The organism is Cyanobium sp. Maggiore-St4-Cus (assembly GCF_024345615.1).
GTDB classification, from domain to species: Bacteria; Cyanobacteriota; Cyanobacteriia; order PCC-6307; family Cyanobiaceae; genus Cyanobium_A; species Cyanobium_A usitatum.
In genome coordinates, this window is the sequence record NZ_JAGQBL010000002.1 from 131,968 (window position 1) to 148,980 (window position 17,013).

At 61.8% G+C, this 17,013-nt stretch carries 20 protein-coding genes; 13 read left to right on the forward strand and 7 right to left on the reverse strand.

The annotated features are described in order from the left end of the window. Position 1 precedes the first annotated feature (1 nt). The 8 genes from KBY99_RS02410 (at position 2) to KBY99_RS02445 (ending at position 5,118) form a co-directional block, all read left to right on the forward strand. The gene (locus KBY99_RS02410; RefSeq protein ID WP_254997109.1) at positions 2-544 is read left to right on the forward strand and encodes a pentapeptide repeat-containing protein; all 543 of its coding nucleotides are present in this window, start codon (positions 2-4) and stop codon (positions 542-544) included. A gap of 9 nt (positions 545-553) precedes the next feature. Continuing rightward, a complete protein-coding gene (locus KBY99_RS02415) occupies positions 554-970 on the forward strand; it encodes a hypothetical protein (RefSeq protein ID WP_254997111.1) in 417 nt (138 codons plus the stop codon). Then, positions 970-1,629, forward strand: coding sequence for a TMEM165/GDT1 family protein (locus KBY99_RS02420; RefSeq protein ID WP_254997112.1), 660 nt, complete (start codon positions 970-972; stop codon positions 1,627-1,629). Before KBY99_RS02415 ends, KBY99_RS02420 begins: the two co-directional genes overlap by 1 nt. Before the next feature lie 56 nt (positions 1,630-1,685). Beyond that, entirely contained in the window at positions 1,686-2,687 is a 1,002-nt protein-coding gene (gap, locus tag KBY99_RS02425; RefSeq protein ID WP_254997113.1) for a type I glyceraldehyde-3-phosphate dehydrogenase, read from the forward strand. Between the two features lie 86 nt (positions 2,688-2,773). After that, positions 2,774-3,151, forward strand: coding sequence for a hypothetical protein (locus tag KBY99_RS02430; RefSeq protein ID WP_254997115.1), 378 nt, complete (start codon positions 2,774-2,776; stop codon positions 3,149-3,151). After that, the gene (locus KBY99_RS02435; protein ID WP_254997117.1) at positions 3,148-3,381 is read left to right on the forward strand and encodes a hypothetical protein; all 234 of its coding nucleotides are present in this window, start codon (positions 3,148-3,150) and stop codon (positions 3,379-3,381) included. Before KBY99_RS02430 ends, KBY99_RS02435 begins: the two co-directional genes overlap by 4 nt. A gap of 51 nt (positions 3,382-3,432) precedes the next feature. Next, entirely contained in the window at positions 3,433-3,807 is a 375-nt protein-coding gene (locus KBY99_RS02440) for a LexA family protein (protein WP_254997282.1), read from the forward strand. 6 nt (positions 3,808-3,813) lie between these two features. Beyond that, entirely contained in the window at positions 3,814-5,118 is a 1,305-nt protein-coding gene (locus tag KBY99_RS02445; protein WP_254959913.1) for a Y-family DNA polymerase, read from the forward strand. Here the strand turns inward: KBY99_RS02445 and KBY99_RS02450 are convergent, their stop codons facing one another. Then, a complete protein-coding gene (locus KBY99_RS02450; protein ID WP_254997119.1) occupies positions 5,119-5,397 on the reverse strand; it encodes a hypothetical protein in 279 nt (92 codons plus the stop codon). An 85-nt stretch (positions 5,398-5,482) separates the two neighbouring features. Here KBY99_RS02450 and KBY99_RS02455 point away from each other — a divergent pair, with 85 nt between their 5' ends. After that, positions 5,483-6,115, forward strand: a complete 633-nt coding sequence (locus tag KBY99_RS02455) for a methyltransferase family protein (protein WP_254997120.1) — start codon at positions 5,483-5,485, stop codon at positions 6,113-6,115. A gap of 2 nt (positions 6,116-6,117) precedes the next feature. On the opposite strand, the gene KBY99_RS02460 is transcribed toward KBY99_RS02455, so the two are convergent. Both KBY99_RS02460 and dnaG read right to left on the reverse strand, forming a co-directional pair. Then, positions 6,118-6,417 carry a hypothetical protein gene (locus KBY99_RS02460; protein WP_254997123.1) on the reverse strand — a complete coding sequence of 100 codons (300 nt, stop codon included), beginning with the start codon at positions 6,415-6,417 and terminating at the stop codon, positions 6,118-6,120. A gap of 65 nt (positions 6,418-6,482) precedes the next feature. Further along, complete coding sequence (dnaG, locus tag KBY99_RS02465) at positions 6,483-8,576, reverse strand: DNA primase (RefSeq protein ID WP_254997124.1); 2,094 nt, start codon at positions 8,574-8,576, stop codon at positions 6,483-6,485. Between the two features lie 71 nt (positions 8,577-8,647). Between dnaG and KBY99_RS02470 the strand changes: the two genes are divergently transcribed. Next, the gene (locus KBY99_RS02470; protein ID WP_254997283.1) at positions 8,648-9,490 is read left to right on the forward strand and encodes a DMT family transporter; all 843 of its coding nucleotides are present in this window, start codon (positions 8,648-8,650) and stop codon (positions 9,488-9,490) included. Here KBY99_RS02470 and KBY99_RS02475 read toward each other — a convergent pair. Together KBY99_RS02475 and KBY99_RS02480 are read right to left on the reverse strand one after the other, a co-directional pair. After that, on the reverse strand, positions 9,459-9,905 hold the full coding sequence (locus KBY99_RS02475; RefSeq protein ID WP_254997125.1) for a hypothetical protein: 447 nt from the start codon (positions 9,903-9,905) through the stop codon (positions 9,459-9,461). The genes KBY99_RS02470 and KBY99_RS02475 overlap by 32 nt on opposite strands. 17 nt (positions 9,906-9,922) lie before the next feature. Continuing rightward, on the reverse strand, positions 9,923-10,393 hold the full coding sequence (locus KBY99_RS02480) for a hypothetical protein (RefSeq protein ID WP_254997284.1): 471 nt from the start codon (positions 10,391-10,393) through the stop codon (positions 9,923-9,925). Between the two features lie 21 nt (positions 10,394-10,414). Between KBY99_RS02480 and ruvA the strand changes: the two genes are divergently transcribed. The 3 genes from ruvA to KBY99_RS02495 all read left to right on the forward strand — a co-directional run bounded on the left by ruvA (position 10,415) and on the right by KBY99_RS02495 (position 11,866). Continuing rightward, entirely contained in the window at positions 10,415-11,062 is a 648-nt protein-coding gene (gene ruvA, locus KBY99_RS02485; RefSeq protein ID WP_254997126.1) for a Holliday junction branch migration protein RuvA, read from the forward strand. A gap of 91 nt (positions 11,063-11,153) precedes the next feature. Then, positions 11,154-11,423 carry a 30S ribosomal protein S15 gene (gene rpsO / locus KBY99_RS02490; protein ID WP_106501986.1) on the forward strand — a complete coding sequence of 90 codons (270 nt, stop codon included), beginning with the start codon at positions 11,154-11,156 and terminating at the stop codon, positions 11,421-11,423. Positions 11,424-11,434: 11 nt separating this feature from the next. Further along, a complete protein-coding gene (locus KBY99_RS02495) occupies positions 11,435-11,866 on the forward strand; it encodes a photosystem II biosynthesis protein (protein WP_409996517.1) in 432 nt (143 codons plus the stop codon). Here KBY99_RS02495 and KBY99_RS02500 read toward each other — a convergent pair. Both KBY99_RS02500 and gatA read right to left on the reverse strand, forming a co-directional pair. Next, positions 11,846-15,388: a DNA polymerase III subunit alpha gene (locus tag KBY99_RS02500; RefSeq protein WP_254997127.1), complete on the reverse strand. Its 3,543-nt coding sequence runs from the start codon at positions 15,386-15,388 to the stop codon at positions 11,846-11,848. The genes KBY99_RS02495 and KBY99_RS02500 overlap by 21 nt on opposite strands. Before the next feature lie 113 nt (positions 15,389-15,501). Continuing rightward, a complete protein-coding gene (gene gatA, locus KBY99_RS02505; RefSeq protein ID WP_254997128.1) occupies positions 15,502-16,986 on the reverse strand; it encodes an Asp-tRNA(Asn)/Glu-tRNA(Gln) amidotransferase subunit GatA in 1,485 nt (494 codons plus the stop codon). Positions 16,987-17,013 lie beyond the last annotated feature (27 nt).

A 17,013-nucleotide genomic window follows, 5' to 3' on the forward strand; every position in this document is an offset into this window, starting at 1 on the left:
CATGTTGCCACTTTTATCTTCCGGTCGATCCCGTCCCGGTCGTTCTCCGGGCAGCCTGGCCGGCGGGGTGCTGGCGCTGTTGTTCGCCCTGGTCGGTGCCATCGGCTTGGCCTTGGTCTCCCCCCTGCCCGCCGAGGCGGCCATGGATGTGGCCAAACAGGTGCTGATTGGCGCTGATTTTCATGACCAGGATCTGCGGGGTGCCACTTTCAACCTCACAAATCTGCGGGATGCCACCTTTGCCGGCTCCGACCTTCAGGGGGCCAGCCTGTTTGGCGCCAAGCTTCAGGACGCTGACCTAAGCAACACCAACCTGAAAGAGGCAACGCTCGATTCAGCGATCTTCGATGGCACCAACCTCACCAATGCAGTGCTGGAAGACGCCTTTGCCTTCAACACCAAATTCACAAATGTGGTGATTGAGGGGGCAGATTTCACCAATGTGCCTTTGCGGGGTGATGCGCTCAAAACCCTTTGTGGCCTTGCCAGTGGCACCAATCCGGTGACCGGCCGCGACACCCGCGCCAGCCTGGGCTGCAGTTGAGCTGAATCGATGAGCTTCGACGCCCGTAGTCGCGAACGCCTCCAGGCGTTGGGCCGCAGTCTGCCCCAACCCCTACCCAAGCCTGAGCCTCCTCAGCAAAGCCAAACCAAGGCCAGCGATAGACGCCACAAGGTGGAGCTGGAGCAAAACCCGGAGGCCCTGTTCCGGGAGCTGATGCAGGTCAGCCCCGATGGCACGGTGCCGCCCCACCTGATGGAGCGGCTGCGCGAGCTGGAGAGCCGCCGCCAGAGCGTTACCCCTGCGCCGGCGCCAAGCATTGCCGCCAGCCCCACCAAGCTCCGTGGTCGCAACACCCCTGGGTGGGCCGATCGACGCACCGCAGCGGAATATGGCGATCTATACACCGCCTTCCAGCAATTGCTGCTGGAGGACGAGGAGGACATGCCCTCAGCTATTGATAAGTGATGGCTACACCCCTTTCCAGCGATCCCAGCCTGGCTGCCTTCGGCTCCAGCCTCACCGCCATCACCCTGGCCGAGCTGGGCGATAAAACTTTTTTTATGGCGCTGATCCTGGCGGTGCGCCACCGCGCCCGCTGGGTGTTTATTGGCTCATTTGCCGCCCTAACCGCGGTCACCCTGATCTCCCTTGCCCTTGGATACGGCCTGCGGGAGCTGCTACCCCAAAGCCTGGTGCCCTGGCTGGCCGCCGTGCTCTTCCTCAGCTTTGGCATCAAGCTGCTGATCGATGCCCAGGGCATGGCTGCCAATGCGGCTACCGAGGAGAAGGAGGAGGCTGAGCAGGCGATCAATACGGCGGAAAGCAGCAAGGCCTTCAACACGGCCTGGGCCGTGATCTGGGAGGCCTTCGTGCTGGTGTTTATCGCTGAGCTAGGCGACCGAACCCAGTTCACCACGATTTTTATGGCCACTGCGCCGGCCCAGGTATTCAGCTTTGGCGGCCTGCTCGCCGGCACCCTGTTAGGTCATGCCCTGGTCACCTGGCTGGCCGTAGGCGCCGGCAAGTGGATTGGTCAATGGGTGAATGAGCGCCTGCTCTATCGCCTCAGTGGCGGCCTGTTTCTGGTGTTTGGTCTGGCAGCCTTGAGCCAGGCCCTGAGCTGATCCATCCCCCGTATGGTGCCCCCATACTTTCGCCACAGGGTTTAGGGAGCACCACCATGACCATTCGCATCGGCATTAACGGTTTTGGCCGCATCGGCCGCCTTGCCTTCCGCCGTGCCATGACCCTGGCGGACGTGGAGATCGTTGGTATTAACGACCTTATCGAGGTCGACTACCTGGCCTACATGCTCCGTTACGACTCCACCCATGGCCGCTTCCAGGGTGAGGTGGCCGTCGAAAACGGACAGCTGGTGGTGAATGGCCAGGTGATCCGTATCAGCGCCGAGCGAGATCCAAACAACCTCAAGTGGGGCGAGGTTGGCGCCGACTACGTGCTCGAAAGCACAGGCTTTTTCCTCACCGACGACTCCGCCCGCGCCCACATCAATGCCGGCGCTAAGCGTGTGGTGATGAGCGCTCCCTCCAAGGACGCCACACCAATGTTCGTGATGGGCGTGAACCACAGCAGCTACGCGGGCCAGGACGTGGTTTCCAATGCCAGCTGCACCACCAATTGCCTGGCACCTGTCGCCAAGGTGCTCCACGACAACTTCGGCATCGTCAATGGCTTGATGACCACAGTGCATGCCACCACCGCCACTCAGAAAACCGTGGATGGCCCTTCGGTGAAGGACTGGCGTGGTGGCCGCGGCGCGGCCCAAAACATCATCCCCAGCTCCACCGGTGCCGCTAAGGCGGTTGGCCGGGTGATCCCCGAGCTCAACGGCAAGCTCACCGGCATGGCCTTCCGCGTGCCCACCCCCGATGTGTCGGTGGTGGACCTCACCGTGAACCTGGCCAAACCCGCCAGCTATGACCAGATCAAGGCCGCCATGAAGGCCGCCAGCGAAGGCCCCATGGCCGGGATTCTTGGCTACACCGAAGACGAGGTAGTGAGCACCGACTTTCTTGGCGAGAGCTGCACCTCGGTGTTTGATGCCGGCGCCGGCATCGCCCTCACCGACACCTTCGTGAAGGTTGTGGCTTGGTACGACAACGAGTGGGGCTACAGCTGCAAGTGCCTCGACCTGATGCGCCATATGGCCAGCGCGGGATAGAGCCGGGTCTGATCCGGGAGCTGCCACACCGCGGCTGACCGTGGGACAGGCCGGGCACTGGAGAAGGGTCCTGCCCTTTTCTGCCCATGGCCTGTGCCGCCGTGATCTCCCTGCTCGAACCCTGCCAATCCCGCCAGGGCCACTGGCTGCTGCCAGACGCCGGCTTCCCCCAGCAGCTCGCCAGCTTGCTTGGCTCGCCCCTTCGCAGCAGCGGCAGGCCCCCCAGCAGCTGGCAGGAGCTGCATGCTGTTTTCTTGCCCTTAGCGCCGCTGCCAGCACCGGAAACCCTGTCCCCAACACCTGCTGCTACCTACCGCTACCTGATCTGCCTGGACCGCCGCGGTGGCCGCCTGTCCTGCTGGCGGCGCTATCCGGAAGGGCTCGGCTGGCAACGCCGTTGCGGTCCGATGCCGCTGGCACTGTTCATTCGTCGCTTCAACCAGCGCCTATCCTCCACCCCATGACCGGCAATCTTCAGGCGATCGGCTTTCTATTCAGCTGGGTGCTCGGCTGGGGCATCGGCGGCTCCCTGATCGATGCGGGCCTAATCCAGGCCGGCGTCTATTCCCTCGAGACCGGCCAGCTCGGCACCCTCACCACCTTTGTGTTGTGGACCTTGCTATGGGGCGCAGCTGGCGCCTGGCTCTACCGCCGCTTCACCACCACTACGTCCGAGTCCGGCGAGCCGGACTAAAACAGCGCGGCAGTACGCCTGAACTAGTATGGATTGACCCGCGGCGCGCGCCTGGCACACCCAGCCCATCCGGTCTTTCCGCCATTGCCGGGAAGCGCCAGTCTCGATGCCCAGTTGATCCGTTGCCGCGCCAGCACGGTGTTGCTGCGGGTGAGTGGTGAATCGATGCAGGCAGCCGGAATCGACCACGGCGACCTGCTGATCGTCGATCGAGGCCTGGAGCCCCGCCCCGGCCAGATCGTGGTGGCCTGCCTGGACGGCCGCTTCACCCTTAAACGGCTAGTAGCCCACCAAGGCCGGCTACGGCTAGAGGCAGCCCACCCGGCCTACCCGCCCCTAGAGCTGGATTGCTTTGATTGCGCTCGCATCTGGGCGGTGGCCCTGCACGCGGTCCGCACGCTGGAACCTGGCTGGGGTGTGCCGTAGAGCGCCATGACCTGCGAACCCTGGAGCCGCCGCCGCCAGGCAATCGTGCTGATCGACGGCAACAACTTCTACGCCTCCTGCGAAGCGGTGCTGGATCCCGCCGTGCTGGGGCGGCCGTTGGTGGTGCTCTCCAATAACGACGGTTGCATCGTGTCGCGCAGCGCCGAGGCCCGAGCCCTCGGCATCCGCATGGGCCAGCCCTACTTTCAGGTGCGGCGCGAGCTGGAGCGCCAGGGCGTGGTGGTGCGCAGCTCCAACTACGCCCTATACGCCGATATGAGCCAGCGGCTGATGGCCACCCTGGAACCCTGGGTGGAAGCGCTGGAGATCTATTCGATCGATGAAGCTTTCGGCCAGCTAAGCCGGCCCGCCGACCAGCGCAGCCTGCACGATTGGGGCCGGCAGCTGCGTCACCACGTGCTCTGCCAGCTCGGCCTGCCGGTGGCGGTAGGCATCGGCCCCAGCAAGGTGCTGGCCAAGCTCGCCAACCGACTTGCCAAGACGACGGCCAGCGCCACGGGTGTCTTCGACCTCGGCAGCATGGATGACCCCGATCCCCACCTAGCAGCGGTCGCCATCGAGGATGTCTGGGGCATGGGCCGCCAGCTCTCCCGCTGGTGCCGCCTGCGCGGTGTCGCCGATGCCAAGGCTCTGCGCGACATGCCCAGTGGCGAACTGCGCCGCCGCTGCGGCGTGGTGGGACTGCGCCTGCAGCAGGAGTTGCGGGGTATGGCCTGCCTACCGCTAGAGACCCTGCCGGCCGCCAAGCGGGAAACCTGCGTGAGCCGCAGCTTTAGCCAGCCGATCACCAGCCAGAGCGAACTGAGGGAGGCGGTTGCTACCTACCTGAGCCGGGCAGCGGAGAAATTGCGGCGGCAACAGCAACGGGCTGGTGCCATCACGGTGTTCGTGCGCAGCAACCCCTTCAACGGCACCAGTTTTTACAGCAACAGCGCCACGGTGAGCCTGCCGCTAGCCAGCAATGACACCGCCGTACTGCTGCAGGCAGCCCTACCCCTGGTGGCAGTGCTGTTCAGCCCCCACAAGCCCCTGCACAAAGCAGGCGTACTGATGCAGCAACTGCAGGGAGAGGAGACCCTCCAGCACAACTTGCTGCTGCCACTGCCCTTGGAGCAACAACACCGTCGCACAGCCCTAATGGCCACAATCGACCAGCTCAACCGCCACTACGGCAGCGGCACCGTGCAATGGGCAGCCGCGGGACTGCAGACCCCTTGGCGAATGCGGCGCTCACGACTGTCTGGGGCGGCCACTACCCGCCTAGACGCCATCCCGGTAGTGCGGGCCTGATCACTGCGGGCCGGATGACTGCGGGCCTGATGACAATGGCAACAAGGCGGCTTCGATCATGGCGGCAGTAACGGTGATCGTCTCCTGTTCATCGGCATTGTCGAGGTAGGCCTCAAACGAGGCATAGCGCCGGATGCAGGGAGGAGCGCTGGCAGCGGCGCAGGCCTCAGCCCAGCTGATGTCTTCAGGCTGCACGGAGAGGTAGGCGGTGAGAGCTTCCTCAAGATCGCTGCCATCGCCGATGGCTTCACCGTCCCAGAACACCTCGAAAAACCCCATGGAACCAGGGTGGAATCAGCAGATAGGCAGCGTATGCGGGGATCAGCAAATAAAGGAGTAGACCAAGGATGACTGTGACGAGCCCATGACGCCATTGCCTAAAGCGGCCGGCAAAACCTGGTGGGAACACCAGCGCACCGGGCTATCGAAGTTGGTAGCAGTAGTGGCTTTCATCTTGTTAGCACTCACCCAGAGCCACTGGGAGCTGCAGGATGAGAATGTTGCCACGTTCCTGTTCAGCACCGGCCTTGGCCTGGCTGCCATTGGATCAACAGGTCGGATCTGGTGTTCATTTTTTATCTCCGGCCGCAAGGACGGAGAGCTGGTCACTGAAGGTCCCTACTCGATCAGTCGCAACCCTTTATATGTATTTAGCTGCATTGGTTTAGTGGGAGTGGGGCTTAGCACTGAAACACTCACCTACCCGCTGCTGTTTCTGGTGATATTTGGTCTTTATTACCCGGGGATTATGGCTAGGGAGGAAAGACGGCTAGAAGAACTATTCGGCGAATCCTTCCGCCAATACCGGCAGCGGGTGCCACGCTTCTGGCCCAATCCAAGGCTCTACAGCGAGCCCGCCAGCTGGAGCAGCAACCCGCGCCTGTTTCGCCGCCACATCCTCAGCGACATCTGGTTTGTATGGATTGCAGCAATCATTGAACTGGTGGAGGGCATGCGCAACGTTGGCTGGGTGCCCCACCTGCTGACGCTCTGGTGAAATCACCACCAGTCATCCCAGAAAGGGCCGCCAAAATCGTCGTCATAGCCAGGTTCCACGGTCCATTTAGGAGTGGGGCCACCTGCCTGGGGCGGTTTCGGCGGGCCGGAGAGAGTTTCGGCGTTGATGCCGGGAATCGGCACCACCCCACAGGGGCACTGACACAGACCATCTGGGCCGATCACGCCCTGGCTGGGTTGCTCACAGCTGCAGGGGCAGGGTTGGGCAAGCGCGGCAGGGGTAAGCCCCAAAGACAGCAGTAAAGATGCCAGTAAAAACAGGGAAAGCCGGGGAAGAAACATCAAAGTGAGGGGAAAAACAGAGTGCTGAAAAGGTCTTAGGGCAAGACAGAAGTGCTTACCGCTAATTAAGCCGCCGGTTGAGCCATCACCTCCTCGTAGCCAGCGCGGCGCTGGGAGTCGAGGTGTTCGAGATGTTTGCGTTCGTTGTAATAGAGCTCCTGAAAGCGCAGGGCGTCGCTGTTGAGTTCGCTGAAGAGGGCCTCGATGCGCGATTCCATATCGCTAAGCGGTGCCAGGCCTGAGGCCGTGGCCCGGGCCTCCTCCCTTTCCTGCTCCAGAAGCCGGGCAATACAACGCTCCAGGGTCTCAAGACGCTGACTGCTCCAGGCATCGAGCAGATGCCGACAGCGTTTGACACTCTTCTGGCGCTCCAGAGATGCCGTGGCACCGCGCAGCTGAAGCAGGGGCTGGCTGAAAGCCATGCGCTGCAGCTCATTAGGCTCAAGCAAGGGCGTCAGCCTGGAGAGCAGGGCGCTCTGCTCCACCACCAGCTGATCGCCCAGCAACCGAGGCAAATCAAGATCGGCGAGGTCTGAGCCGGGGTCGTGGCCGCGGTTGATCGCCTCGAGCCGCCCCACACCGAGGTTGACCTCCTCTAGGCCGCTAATCGCAGCCCAAAGCAGGCGGTGGTGCTTCAGGGCGAAATCGTCGAGTTCGCGCTGCCGCAACTCCACCCGGATCGCACTGCGGTAGCCGGGGCAGTGCAGATACATCCGCAACACCTCCGCTTCAGCCCGCTCCCGCAGCCCAGCCTCACCCGGCAACTCCCACTTCTGGGAACGTCCATGCCAGCGCTGGCCTTTGACCTGCTGACGCAGATCGTCTTCCAGCTGGATCGCCAGACGAGCCTGACCACCGCTGAGGCGCTCGGCCACCCGCTGCAAGTAGTGGCTGCGCACTGCGCTCTGGGGCAGCTTGCCAAGCAGGGCAACAAGGGCAGTCACCGCAAGCTGGAACTGGTCGGGACGGGCTAGATCTCGACCCTCGAGCACCTGCTCGATCTGCCAGTCGAGCCAGAGCGGCGCCTGATCAAGCAGGGCCCGGTAATCGCCGGCACCCTGGCTCTTGAGGAACTCATCGGGATCCTTGCCGGAGGGCAGTTGCAGCACCCGCAACTCCAGCTGGCCTTGCAGGGCCAGCTGCTCCACTTCGCCGATGGCCCGTTGGGCAGCGCGCACACCGGCGCCATCGCTATCGAAGTTGAGCACCATCCGCCGCCCCTCGCAGCAGCGGCAGAGCTGGGTGATCTGCTGGCTACTTAGGGCAGTGCCAAGGGACGCCACCGCATTTGTGATACCTGCGGCGTGCAGGGCGATCACGTCGAAGTAGCCCTCCACCACCACGGCTCGGTCGTCCTTACGGATCGCGGCCGCGGCTTTGTCGAGACCAAAGAGATGCTTGCCCTTCTCGAACACCTCAGTCTCCGGAGAGTTGAGGTACTTGGGCTCGCCGCCATCGAGGCTGCGGCCACCGAAACCGATCACCCGCCCCTGGCGGTCCTTGATCGGCACCATTACCCGGCCGCGAAAGCGGTCGTAGAAACCGCGGCCGTCCTGGGTACTGGCGCCCTTGCGTGGCACCACCAAGCCAGCTTCCTCCAGCAGCTCCGGCCCCAGCCCCTCAACCTGCTGCAGGTGGCTGAGCAGGCCATCCCAACGGTCGGGAGCAAAGCCGAGCTCGAAGGCTTCCAGGGTGGCTTCACTCAGGCCGCGACTTTCGCGCAAATAGGTGAGAGCGGCGACTCCCTCAGGGGCGCGCAATTGGCTGCGGAACCAACCAGCCGCCAGGGTGAGTACCCGGTGCAGCTGTTCGCGGCGGGAGAGCTGCTTGCGCAGCCGCTCCTGCTGGGGGCCATCGAGGGTCTCAATCGGCAGCTGGTATTTGCGCGCAAGCTCCAGCACCACATCGCTGAAACTCTGACGCTGGTGCTCCATCAAAAACTTGATGGCATTGCCGCCGGCACCACAGGAGAAGCAGTAGTAGAACTGCTTTGCCGGGGACACCGTCATCGACGGCGATTTGTCGTCGTGGAAGGGACAGATGCCTACGTACTCACGCCCCTTCTTTTTGAGCACCACGTGCTCGCCCACCACATCAACGATGTCAGCCCGCTCCTTGACGGCCTCAATCGTGCGGGGGTGGAGACGCGGCAGGCTCAAGGAAGGGGCTACTTGCGGTGGGCGCTGAAGCGAAGCCTGATTCTGACCGGGGGAGGCAAGCCATGCTCGGCATGGTTGCCAGTGCCCTGAGCTTTTCGCTGATGGGCGTCTGCGTCAAGCAGGTGGGCGGACGCATTCCCGCTGCCGAGGTGGTGTTCGCCCGGGCGATCGTGAGCGTGGCCCTGAGCTGGTGGCTGCTGCACCGAGCCGGAATTCCAGCTTGGGGCAATAGGCGCTGGCTACTGATCTGGCGCGGAGCGATCGGCACGGCCGCCCTGCTGTGTGTTTATGCCGCCCTAGCGGCCTTGCCCCTGGCAGCGGCCACGGTGCTGCAGTACCTCTACCCGCCGTTCACGGCCCTGCTGGCCTGGCTGATGCTCGGTGAGCCAATCGGCAAGCGGGTGCTGGCGGCCATGGCCCTGGGCTGGCTGGGGGTGTTGCTCGTCGCCCAACCGGCCGGACTGGTGCAGGGCGGCGCGACCCTGGCGCTTTTTCCCGTACTGATCGCCGTTGCCGGTGCCCTATTCACCGCCCTTGCCTACGTAAGCGTGCGCTCCCTGGGCAAGAGCGAGCACCCACTGGTAATCGTCTTCTATTTCCCCTTGGTAGCCCTGCCCTTGAGCCTGCCGCTGGTGGCCCTCAATCCCGTGCTTCCCACACCAGCGGAACTGCTTTGGCTGGTCGGGGTTGGGGTCTTCACCCAGCTTGGTCAGGTGTATTTGACCCGCAGCCTCACTGCCCTGCCGGCGGCGCGAGCAACGGCGATCAGCTACGTGCAGGTGCTGTTTGCCGGTGGCTGGGGCTGGTTGCTATTTGGTGAGTCAATCGACAACTGGACCATCGCCGGGGCTGGCCTCGTTCTGGCAGCCACCCTGGTGAGCCTTAGCCACAGTCGGCAACAGAAGCGGTCTTAGCCTCGTGATGGGCGAGAACCCTGCGGCAAAACTCCACCAACTCCTCCGGCGTCATGTCGTGTTTGGCGTCATTGGTTCGCCAGGCGCAGATAACGAAATTTGGCTCGGGAAGATTTGAATGGTGATCGATTGTGGGAAGTAGGGCGTACAGCTTCTTGTGTGCGCCGCTTCCAGCTTCAGCTTCCCGGTTGTCGTAGGTGCCAATCAGATGCCAGTCGAGCTGCTCGCCGGTCCAGTGATCCAGGCCGCGCGATGCAACCACGGCGTTGTGAATGGCGATGCGGTATTCCTGCACCTTGCTACTGCCGCCACGTTTCTGATCCCGCTTGCACAGGGTGACAGCCTTGCGCTGCACCCAACCGGGGTAGATGCGGGCGGCTGTCTCAGGCAGCCAGGCAGGTGGGCTCGTATCCATCATTCAAGTGTTGCTGATCAGCCCCTTGGCTTGAGTGGTAACGGGTCGGTGATCCAGGTCTGCTGGCCGTCAGCCCCGGCCCCGCCAACGGGGCGGGCCAAACGCCAGCTTTGGCCGCGCTCGCCCCGCTGCAGAAAGAGCTCAAAGGGACTGTCCACCCGAATCGGATCGCCAGCGAGGCGCCAGTCGAACTGGCCCTCCAGCCGCAGCCCCTTGGCCTCACCGATCCCGATCGGCTGCTGCTGAGCCACCCGCACCCGACTCACCTCCGGCATGCCGCCGGCATCTAGGGCCAGGGCATCAGCGATGGCGCCCTGGGTGAGCTGAATCTGCAACTCAAGGGCCTGCAATAACACCGATCGCGGCGGCTGAGCGGTAGCACTGCAACCAGTGAGCACCATGCAGACCAACAACAGCAATGGCAGCAACCAGGCGCTCAACCGGGGAAACGGCAGGGGCTGGGCACGGCTGAACACGGCGGGCACGATGGGGAACCTATTACTGACTCCATGATCGGCTGGCTGCAAGGGCAACTCAACCATCCCTGGCAGCAGGACAAGCGCTATGGCCTGCTGCTGGTGTGTCAGGGGGTGGGTTATGAGGTTCAGGTGAGCCAGCGGCAATGGCAGCAGCTGCCGCTGGAGGGCAGTGCGCTTGGGCTGCACACCCACTTGGCCATCCGCGACGACGCCTGGATTCTCTACGGCTTTGGTGAGCGCCACGAAAGGGATCTGTTTCGGGAATTGGTTGCCGTCAGCGGCGTAGGGCCTCAAATGGGCATGGGGTTACTGGGAGTGATGGATCCCAGGGAGTTGGTGCAAGCCATCGTGCAGACCGATCTGCGCCGGCTCTGCCAGGCACCAGGGGTGGGAAAGCGCACAGCCGAGCGCTTGGCTGTTGAGCTGCGCACCAAACTGCAGCAGCGGTTTCTGGGGCAACTGGAAAACCACGGCGATCCGGATTCGCTGGCGGACGGCCCCTTGCTGCCGGCAGAAGGCCGAGATGAAGTGCAGCTAACCCTGGCTGCTCTGGGCTACGAAGCCCTTGAAATCCATCGCGCCCTGCGCGCGGTAGCCGCCGTCGGCATGGGGGAGTCGGCCGGGGCAGAAGATTGGATCCGAGAGTGCTTGCGCTGGCTATCCCGCCAAATGGATTGAGACGGAATACCAATGTCCGTTAGAAGGTATGGTGGGACCTTGCACCGTAGGTCCCCAAACCGGGCCCAGCCTGCGTTTTATTCCCCAGCCCATGCCGCTCACCACCACCAAAAAGCAGGAACTGATCAACGGTCACCAGACCCATGGCACAGACACCGGATCGGTGGAAGTCCAGGTGGCCATGCTCAGTGAGCGGGTCAGCCAGCTGACCGGCCATCTGCAGAAAAACAAGCACGATTTTTCTTCGCGCCAAGGCCTGCTCAAGATGATCGGACGCCGTAAGCGCCTGCTTGGTTACCTAAATGGCATCAGCAAGGAGCGTTACAGCGCTTTGATCGCCAAGCTCGGCATCCGGGGCTGATCGAGGCAGCCATGGGCGGAAAGGGAATGCAGGGTCGCGCCCAATCGGGCAAAGGCAACCCAAAACCGCCCCGGCGTTCCGGCCCCAGCCAGCAGGTAATCCCTGATGCGGTTGCCAATCGCATGGCGCGCCGAATTGCAATCGGCACTGGCATTCCCACTGTCATGGGCATGGGCGTATTTGTTGGTAGCTACCTGTTAGTCAGCCGCCAAATTTTTGACGTTCCCCCCAGTGCCACCTTGGCGGCATCGGGGGGATGTTTTTTTCTAGGGCTGTTGGGCCTGAGCTTTGGTGTGCTGTCCGCAAGCTGGGAAGAGAAGCCAGGCAGCTTGCTTGGCAGCGAGCAGATTGGACTCAATATCAGCCGCTTGCGCAGCTCGATTAAGTCGATGCGCAATGGTGCAGGTAATCAGCCAACCAGCTCAGGCCGCCAAGAGCGGTGAGCTGATTCGGGCCTGAAAATCGGCAGCGGTGAGGGTATCAAGGGCTGCGGCCACATCGCCTACGCAAAATTGGGGGCCAAGCCGCACGAAGCGGGTCTGGCCCGCCTGACGAACCAGGGCCACCACAGGCACTCGCAGGCCAGCCTCGTCCTGGGGTGGCTTGTGGCGATGGAGGCACTCGCGCAGGCGGTGCTGAATGGCTATGTCGGCGGCCTGATCGGCAGGCAAATCGACCATCAACAACTGCAGATCGTCAATGGAGCGGCAGTCTTCGACAATTAATTGGACTCGATCATCACGGCGATCTACCGAGGCCCATACCAGCAAGCGCGCATCCACCATTAGGTGGTCGGCTAAACGGGCATAGCTTTTAGGAAATACGACCGCCTCACAGCTGCCGGTTAGGTCCTCAAGCTGAAGCACGGCCATGCGGTCGCCCTTGCGGGTGTTCACCTGGCGCAGCTCAGGCACCATCACAATTGCGCTCACCTTGGCCTTGTCGGCCATCTCGTCGAGATTGCCCAGAGCAACCGGCGATAGCAACTTCACCTGCTGGGCCAGCTGCTTCAGGGGGTGATCTGATAGGTAGAAGCCCACCAACTCCTTTTCCAGGCGGAGTTTTTCGGTTGGGGGATAGTCGCGCACAGGAGCCGCCTTGGGGGCGGTGCTGATGTCGCCCAGGCCGGTGGCATCGGAACCCCCAGCAGAGTCGGCTGCGGCCGTGGCGCCAAACAAATCAAAGAGGTTTCCCTGACCGCTGGCCCGATCCTTGGCACGGGAGCTGGCCCAGTCGATCACCAGATCCAGATCCGCCATCAATTGGGCGCGATTGCCGAGAGGCTCGAGGGCATCAAGTGCTCCTGAATGGATCAGGGCCTCCAAGGCACGGCGGTTGAGCTGCTGACCAGGAATGCGATCGCATAGCTCAGCTAGGGAGTTGAAACAACCATCGCCAGAGCGGGCCTCAATCAACTGTCGAATCGCCCCATCACCCAGATTGCGAACGGCCGAAAGACCAAAAAGAATCCGATCACCAACGGGTGTGAAATCGATGCCGGAAGCGTTTACATCAGGGGGCATCACCTCGACACCCATTGCATTGCAGTTGGCGATATATCGCTGCACCTTGGCCGAGTCTCCGGCATTGACTGTGAGCAGCGCCGCCATGTAGGCAACTGGGTAGTGGGCCTTTAGGTAAGCCGTCTGATAAGTCACCGCGCCGTAGGCGGTGGAATGGCTCTTGTTGAAACAGTATTCAGCAAACAAAACCATCTGCTCAAAAAGTGCCTCCGCTATTCGCGGTTCGACGCCACGTTCCGTGGCGCCACTAACAAAAAGTCCCTGGTGTTTCTCCATCTCACTCTTTTTCTTCTTACCCATAGCCCGCCGCAGCAGGTCTGCTTCGCCAAGGGAGTAACCAGCCAATTCCTGAGCGATCTTCATGATCTGCTCTTGGTAAACCATGATCCCATAAGTCTCCTTAAGGATCGGCTCAAGCTTCTCGTGGGCTACATCAATTACCTCCCTACCGTGCTTGCGATTAATGAATTTAGGAATCAGACCTGCATCAAGCGGACCGGGCCGGTATAGGGCCAAAATAGAAGAGATGTCCTCAAGCGATGAAGGCTTGAGATCGCGCACAATCTGGCGCATGCCACTGGATTCAAGCTGGAAGATGCCCTCCAGATCACCACGAGCAAGCAGGGCATAGGTACCTGCGTCGTTAAGAGGCAGATCATCAGGATCAACCTTGATGCCGCTGTATTGCTGCACAAGATCGACAGTTTTATCGATCATTGTCAGGTTTTTGAGGCCGAGAAAGTCCATTTTCAATAGACCCATTGACTCCACATCTTCCATGAAGTATTGAGTAATCACCTGGCCATCGTTGTTGCGCTGCAGGGGGACCAATTCATCAAGGGGCTCCGCTGCAATCACCACACCAGCCGCGTGTACGCCAAAGGTCTTGTTTGTGCCCTCAATACGCATTGCCATATCAACCCAGCGCTGCACCACTGGGTCCTTTTCATATTTCTCGCGAAATTCTGGAGCCGGTGATTCGGTTCCAATCATTTCCTTGAGCTTGGCAGGCTTGCCCCGCACCACAGGGATCAACTTGGCCAGGCGATCTGCATCGCCATAGGGAATGTCAAGTACGCGGGCCACATCCTTGAGCACCGCTTTTGATGTCATGCGGTTAAAGGTGATGATCTGGGCCACCTTTTCTTCGCCATAGCGCTTAGTTACATAGTCGATAACTTCGCCACGCCGCTCGATACAGAAGTCCGTATCAATATCCGGCATCGACTTGCGCTCAGGGTTCAAGAACCGCTCAAAAAGCAAGCCATTGGTAACCGGGTCAATATTTGTGATCCCCAGGGCGTAGGCCACCAAGGAACCTGCAGCTGAACCACGACCCGGCCCTACAGGTATGCCGTTGTCCCGGGCGAAGCGGATGTAGTCCCACACCACCAAGAAGTAGGTGGGAAAACCCATCTGCTCCATTACCTGGAGCTCAAAGGCGAGGCGATCGCCATATTGGGGCTCGAAGCTAACGTCATCAGTCAGGCGTAGGCGCTGCCGGAGGCCCTGCTCGGCCACCTCAGTGAGATAGCTCACCGCTGTGTGCCCAGTCGGGATCGGGAAGCGGGGCATCTGATAGCGGCCGAGGATGTCGTAGGCCTCCACCTTTTCAGCCACCTTGGCTGTGTTCGCAACAGCCCGTTCAATCAGCTCGGCAGGAAGGTGGTCATTGAACAGGGAGAGCATCTCGGACTCCCCCTTGATGTATTCCGTACCCGTGTAGCGCAGACGCTTCACGTCGCTGATCAACTTGCCCGTAAGTACGCAAAGCAGCGCGTCGTGGGCTTCTACGTCGTTGGCACTGAGGTAATGGGCATCATTGGTGGCGATAAGTTCAATGCCCAGCTCGGCACCGATGCGGGCAATCCCGGTGTTAACGATGCGGTCTTCGATGCCGCCATGGTCCTGGATCTCGAGGTAGAAGTCGTCGCCAAAAGTGCGTTGATACCAGCTGGCAACCTCTCGCGCCGCATCTGGCCGGCCATGCAAAATCGCCTGAGGAATTTCGCCTCCCAAGCAGGCAGTAGCCACGATCAAACCTTCGCTGTACTGGCTCAACAATTGCTTGTCGATACAGGCACGGGCAAAGATGCCCCGGCCGCGCATGCCGCGTAGGTGGCTGATGCTGGTGAGCTTGACCAAGTTGCGATAGCCGACCGCATTTTTGGCCAGCACCACCAAGTGGTATCGGCGCTCCTTTTTCTGCTGAGGGTCATCAATGGAGCCATTGATGACATACATCTCATTGCCGATGATCGGCTTGATCCCGGCTTTAGCGCAAAGCTTGAGCAGCTCTATGGCGCCATACATGACGCCGTGATCGGTGAGTGCAAGGGCTGGCATGCCCAGCTCCACAGCCCGATCCACCATCGCCGGCAACTGGCTCGCCCCGTCTAGGAGGCTGTAGTCGCTGTGGTTGTGGAGCGGAACGAAGGCCAAGGGCAGGTCTAGCCGGAAGGCATCGGAAGCCTCCCCAAGCTAGGCGACCACGCAAGATCCAGTGTCATTTGCGCGCCAGACCGGCGCAAAACCACTAGATATGGGGCCAGTCCCTAGGGCACCAATGGGGCCACTGGCCGAGCCTGCATCACCTGGGCGGCCTGTTCGTAGTGGTGGGCCACCTGAAGCAGGCGCGGCTCTTCAAGCACTCCCGTGATCAGCTGCAGACCAATCGGCAGGCCCTCGAGATCAAAGCCGCAGGGCACATTGATGGCAGGCAGGCCTGCCATGTTCGCCGGGATGGTGAGCAGGTCGGCGAGGTACATGGCCAAGGGGTCGTCGCTGTGGGCGCCAAAGCCAAAGGCCGTGGTGGGCGAGGTGGGGGTGAGCAGCACATCCACTGCCTCAAAGGCCAGGTCAAAGTCGCGCCGAATCAAGGTGCGCACCTGCTGGGCTTTCTTGTAGTAGGCGTCCACATATCCGGCCGAGAGGGCGTAGGTGCCGATCAGGATGCGGCGCTGCACCTCGTCGCCAAAGCCCTCAGCCCGGCTGCGGGCCGTCATCTCGGCAAGGCTGGTGGCATCTGGGGCCCGGTAGCCGTATTTGACACCGTCGTAGCGGGCCAGGTTTGCAGAGGCCTCTGATGGCGCGATTACGTAATAGGTGGCGATGCCGTCGTTGAAGCGGGGGCAGCTCACATCCACCAGCTCGCAGCCCAGGGCCTCCAACTGGGCGGCAGCGGCCAGCACCGCAGCCTTCACCTGTGGATCAAGGCCCTCAGCTTCGAAGCACTCGCGCACCATGCCTACCCTCAAACCTGCAACAGGTTGGTCAAGGGCGGTGACGTAATCGGGCACGGGGGCCTGCAGGCAGGTGGCATCGCGCGGATCCGCACCGGCGATCACCTGCAGCAGCTCGGCCGCATCCGCCACCGAGTTGGTGAACGGGCCCACCTGGTCGAGGGAGCTGGCAAAAGCGACCAGGCCGTAGCGGCTGACGCGGCCATAGGTGGGCTTCAATCCCACCACCCCGCAGAAGGAGGCGGGCTGGCGAATCGATCCGCCGGTATCGGAGCCAAGGGCGGCGATGCACTCGCCTGCAGCCACAGCGGCGGCGCTGCCACCGGAGCTACCACCAGGCACCCTCTCTGGATTCCAAGGGTTGCGGCTGGGGCCGAAGGCTGAGGTCTCGGTGGAGCTGCCCATGGCGAACTCATCGAGGTTTGTCTTGCCAAGCAAGACAGCTCCCGCCTGCCAGAGGCGGTCGGTAACAGTGCTCTCGTAGGGGGGAACGAAGTGCTCCAGCATGCGGCTGGAGCAAGTGGTAGTAACCCCCTTAGTGCAGAGGTTGTCCTTGATCGCCAGAGGAATACCTGCCAGGGGTGGCAAAGCTTCTCCAGCAGCGCGGCGGGCGTCGATCCGATCCGCATCTGCCCTGGCCCGCTCGGCAGTTATCTCCAGATAGGCGTGAACGGTGGGATCAACCGCCTGGATGCGGGCCAGATGGTGATCGGTGAGTTCACGGGCTGAAACCTCACCATTGCGCAGCTGCTGACGCCATTGAGCAATCCCCTGTTCGAGTGAATCAGCGATCCCCATCAACCCTGTTGCCTGTTGGATTGGACG

Bases quoted from the DNA above. Each gene is read 5' to 3' on its own strand.
- KBY99_RS02410 (WP_254997109.1), top strand. From the start codon at position 2: ATGTTGCCACTTTTATCTTCCGGTCGATCCCGTCCCGGTCGTTCTCCG.
- KBY99_RS02495 (WP_409996517.1), top strand. From the start codon at position 11,435: ATGGGCGGAAAGGGAATGCAGGGTCGCGCCCAATCGGGCAAAGGCAAC.
- rpsO (WP_106501986.1), top strand. From the start codon at position 11,154: ATGCCGCTCACCACCACCAAAAAGCAGGAACTGATCAACGGTCACCAG.
- gap (WP_254997113.1), top strand. From the start codon at position 1,686: ATGACCATTCGCATCGGCATTAACGGTTTTGGCCGCATCGGCCGCCTT.
- KBY99_RS02460 (WP_254997123.1), bottom strand. From the start codon at position 6,417: ATGTTTCTTCCCCGGCTTTCCCTGTTTTTACTGGCATCTTTACTGCTG.
- KBY99_RS02420 (WP_254997112.1), top strand. From the start codon at position 970: ATGGCTACACCCCTTTCCAGCGATCCCAGCCTGGCTGCCTTCGGCTCC.
- KBY99_RS02430 (WP_254997115.1), top strand. From the start codon at position 2,774: ATGGCCTGTGCCGCCGTGATCTCCCTGCTCGAACCCTGCCAATCCCGC.
- KBY99_RS02475 (WP_254997125.1), bottom strand. From the start codon at position 9,905: ATGGATACGAGCCCACCTGCCTGGCTGCCTGAGACAGCCGCCCGCATC.
- gatA (WP_254997128.1), bottom strand. From the start codon at position 16,986: ATGGGGATCGCTGATTCACTCGAACAGGGGATTGCTCAATGGCGTCAG.
- KBY99_RS02470 (WP_254997283.1), top strand. From the start codon at position 8,648: ATGGTTGCCAGTGCCCTGAGCTTTTCGCTGATGGGCGTCTGCGTCAAG.
- KBY99_RS02445 (WP_254959913.1), top strand. From the start codon at position 3,814: ATGACCTGCGAACCCTGGAGCCGCCGCCGCCAGGCAATCGTGCTGATC.
- KBY99_RS02455 (WP_254997120.1), top strand. From the start codon at position 5,483: ATGACGCCATTGCCTAAAGCGGCCGGCAAAACCTGGTGGGAACACCAG.
- ruvA (WP_254997126.1), top strand. From the start codon at position 10,415: ATGATCGGCTGGCTGCAAGGGCAACTCAACCATCCCTGGCAGCAGGAC.
- KBY99_RS02435 (WP_254997117.1), top strand. From the start codon at position 3,148: ATGACCGGCAATCTTCAGGCGATCGGCTTTCTATTCAGCTGGGTGCTC.
- KBY99_RS02450 (WP_254997119.1), bottom strand. From the start codon at position 5,397: ATGGGGTTTTTCGAGGTGTTCTGGGACGGTGAAGCCATCGGCGATGGC.
- KBY99_RS02415 (WP_254997111.1), top strand. From the start codon at position 554: ATGAGCTTCGACGCCCGTAGTCGCGAACGCCTCCAGGCGTTGGGCCGC.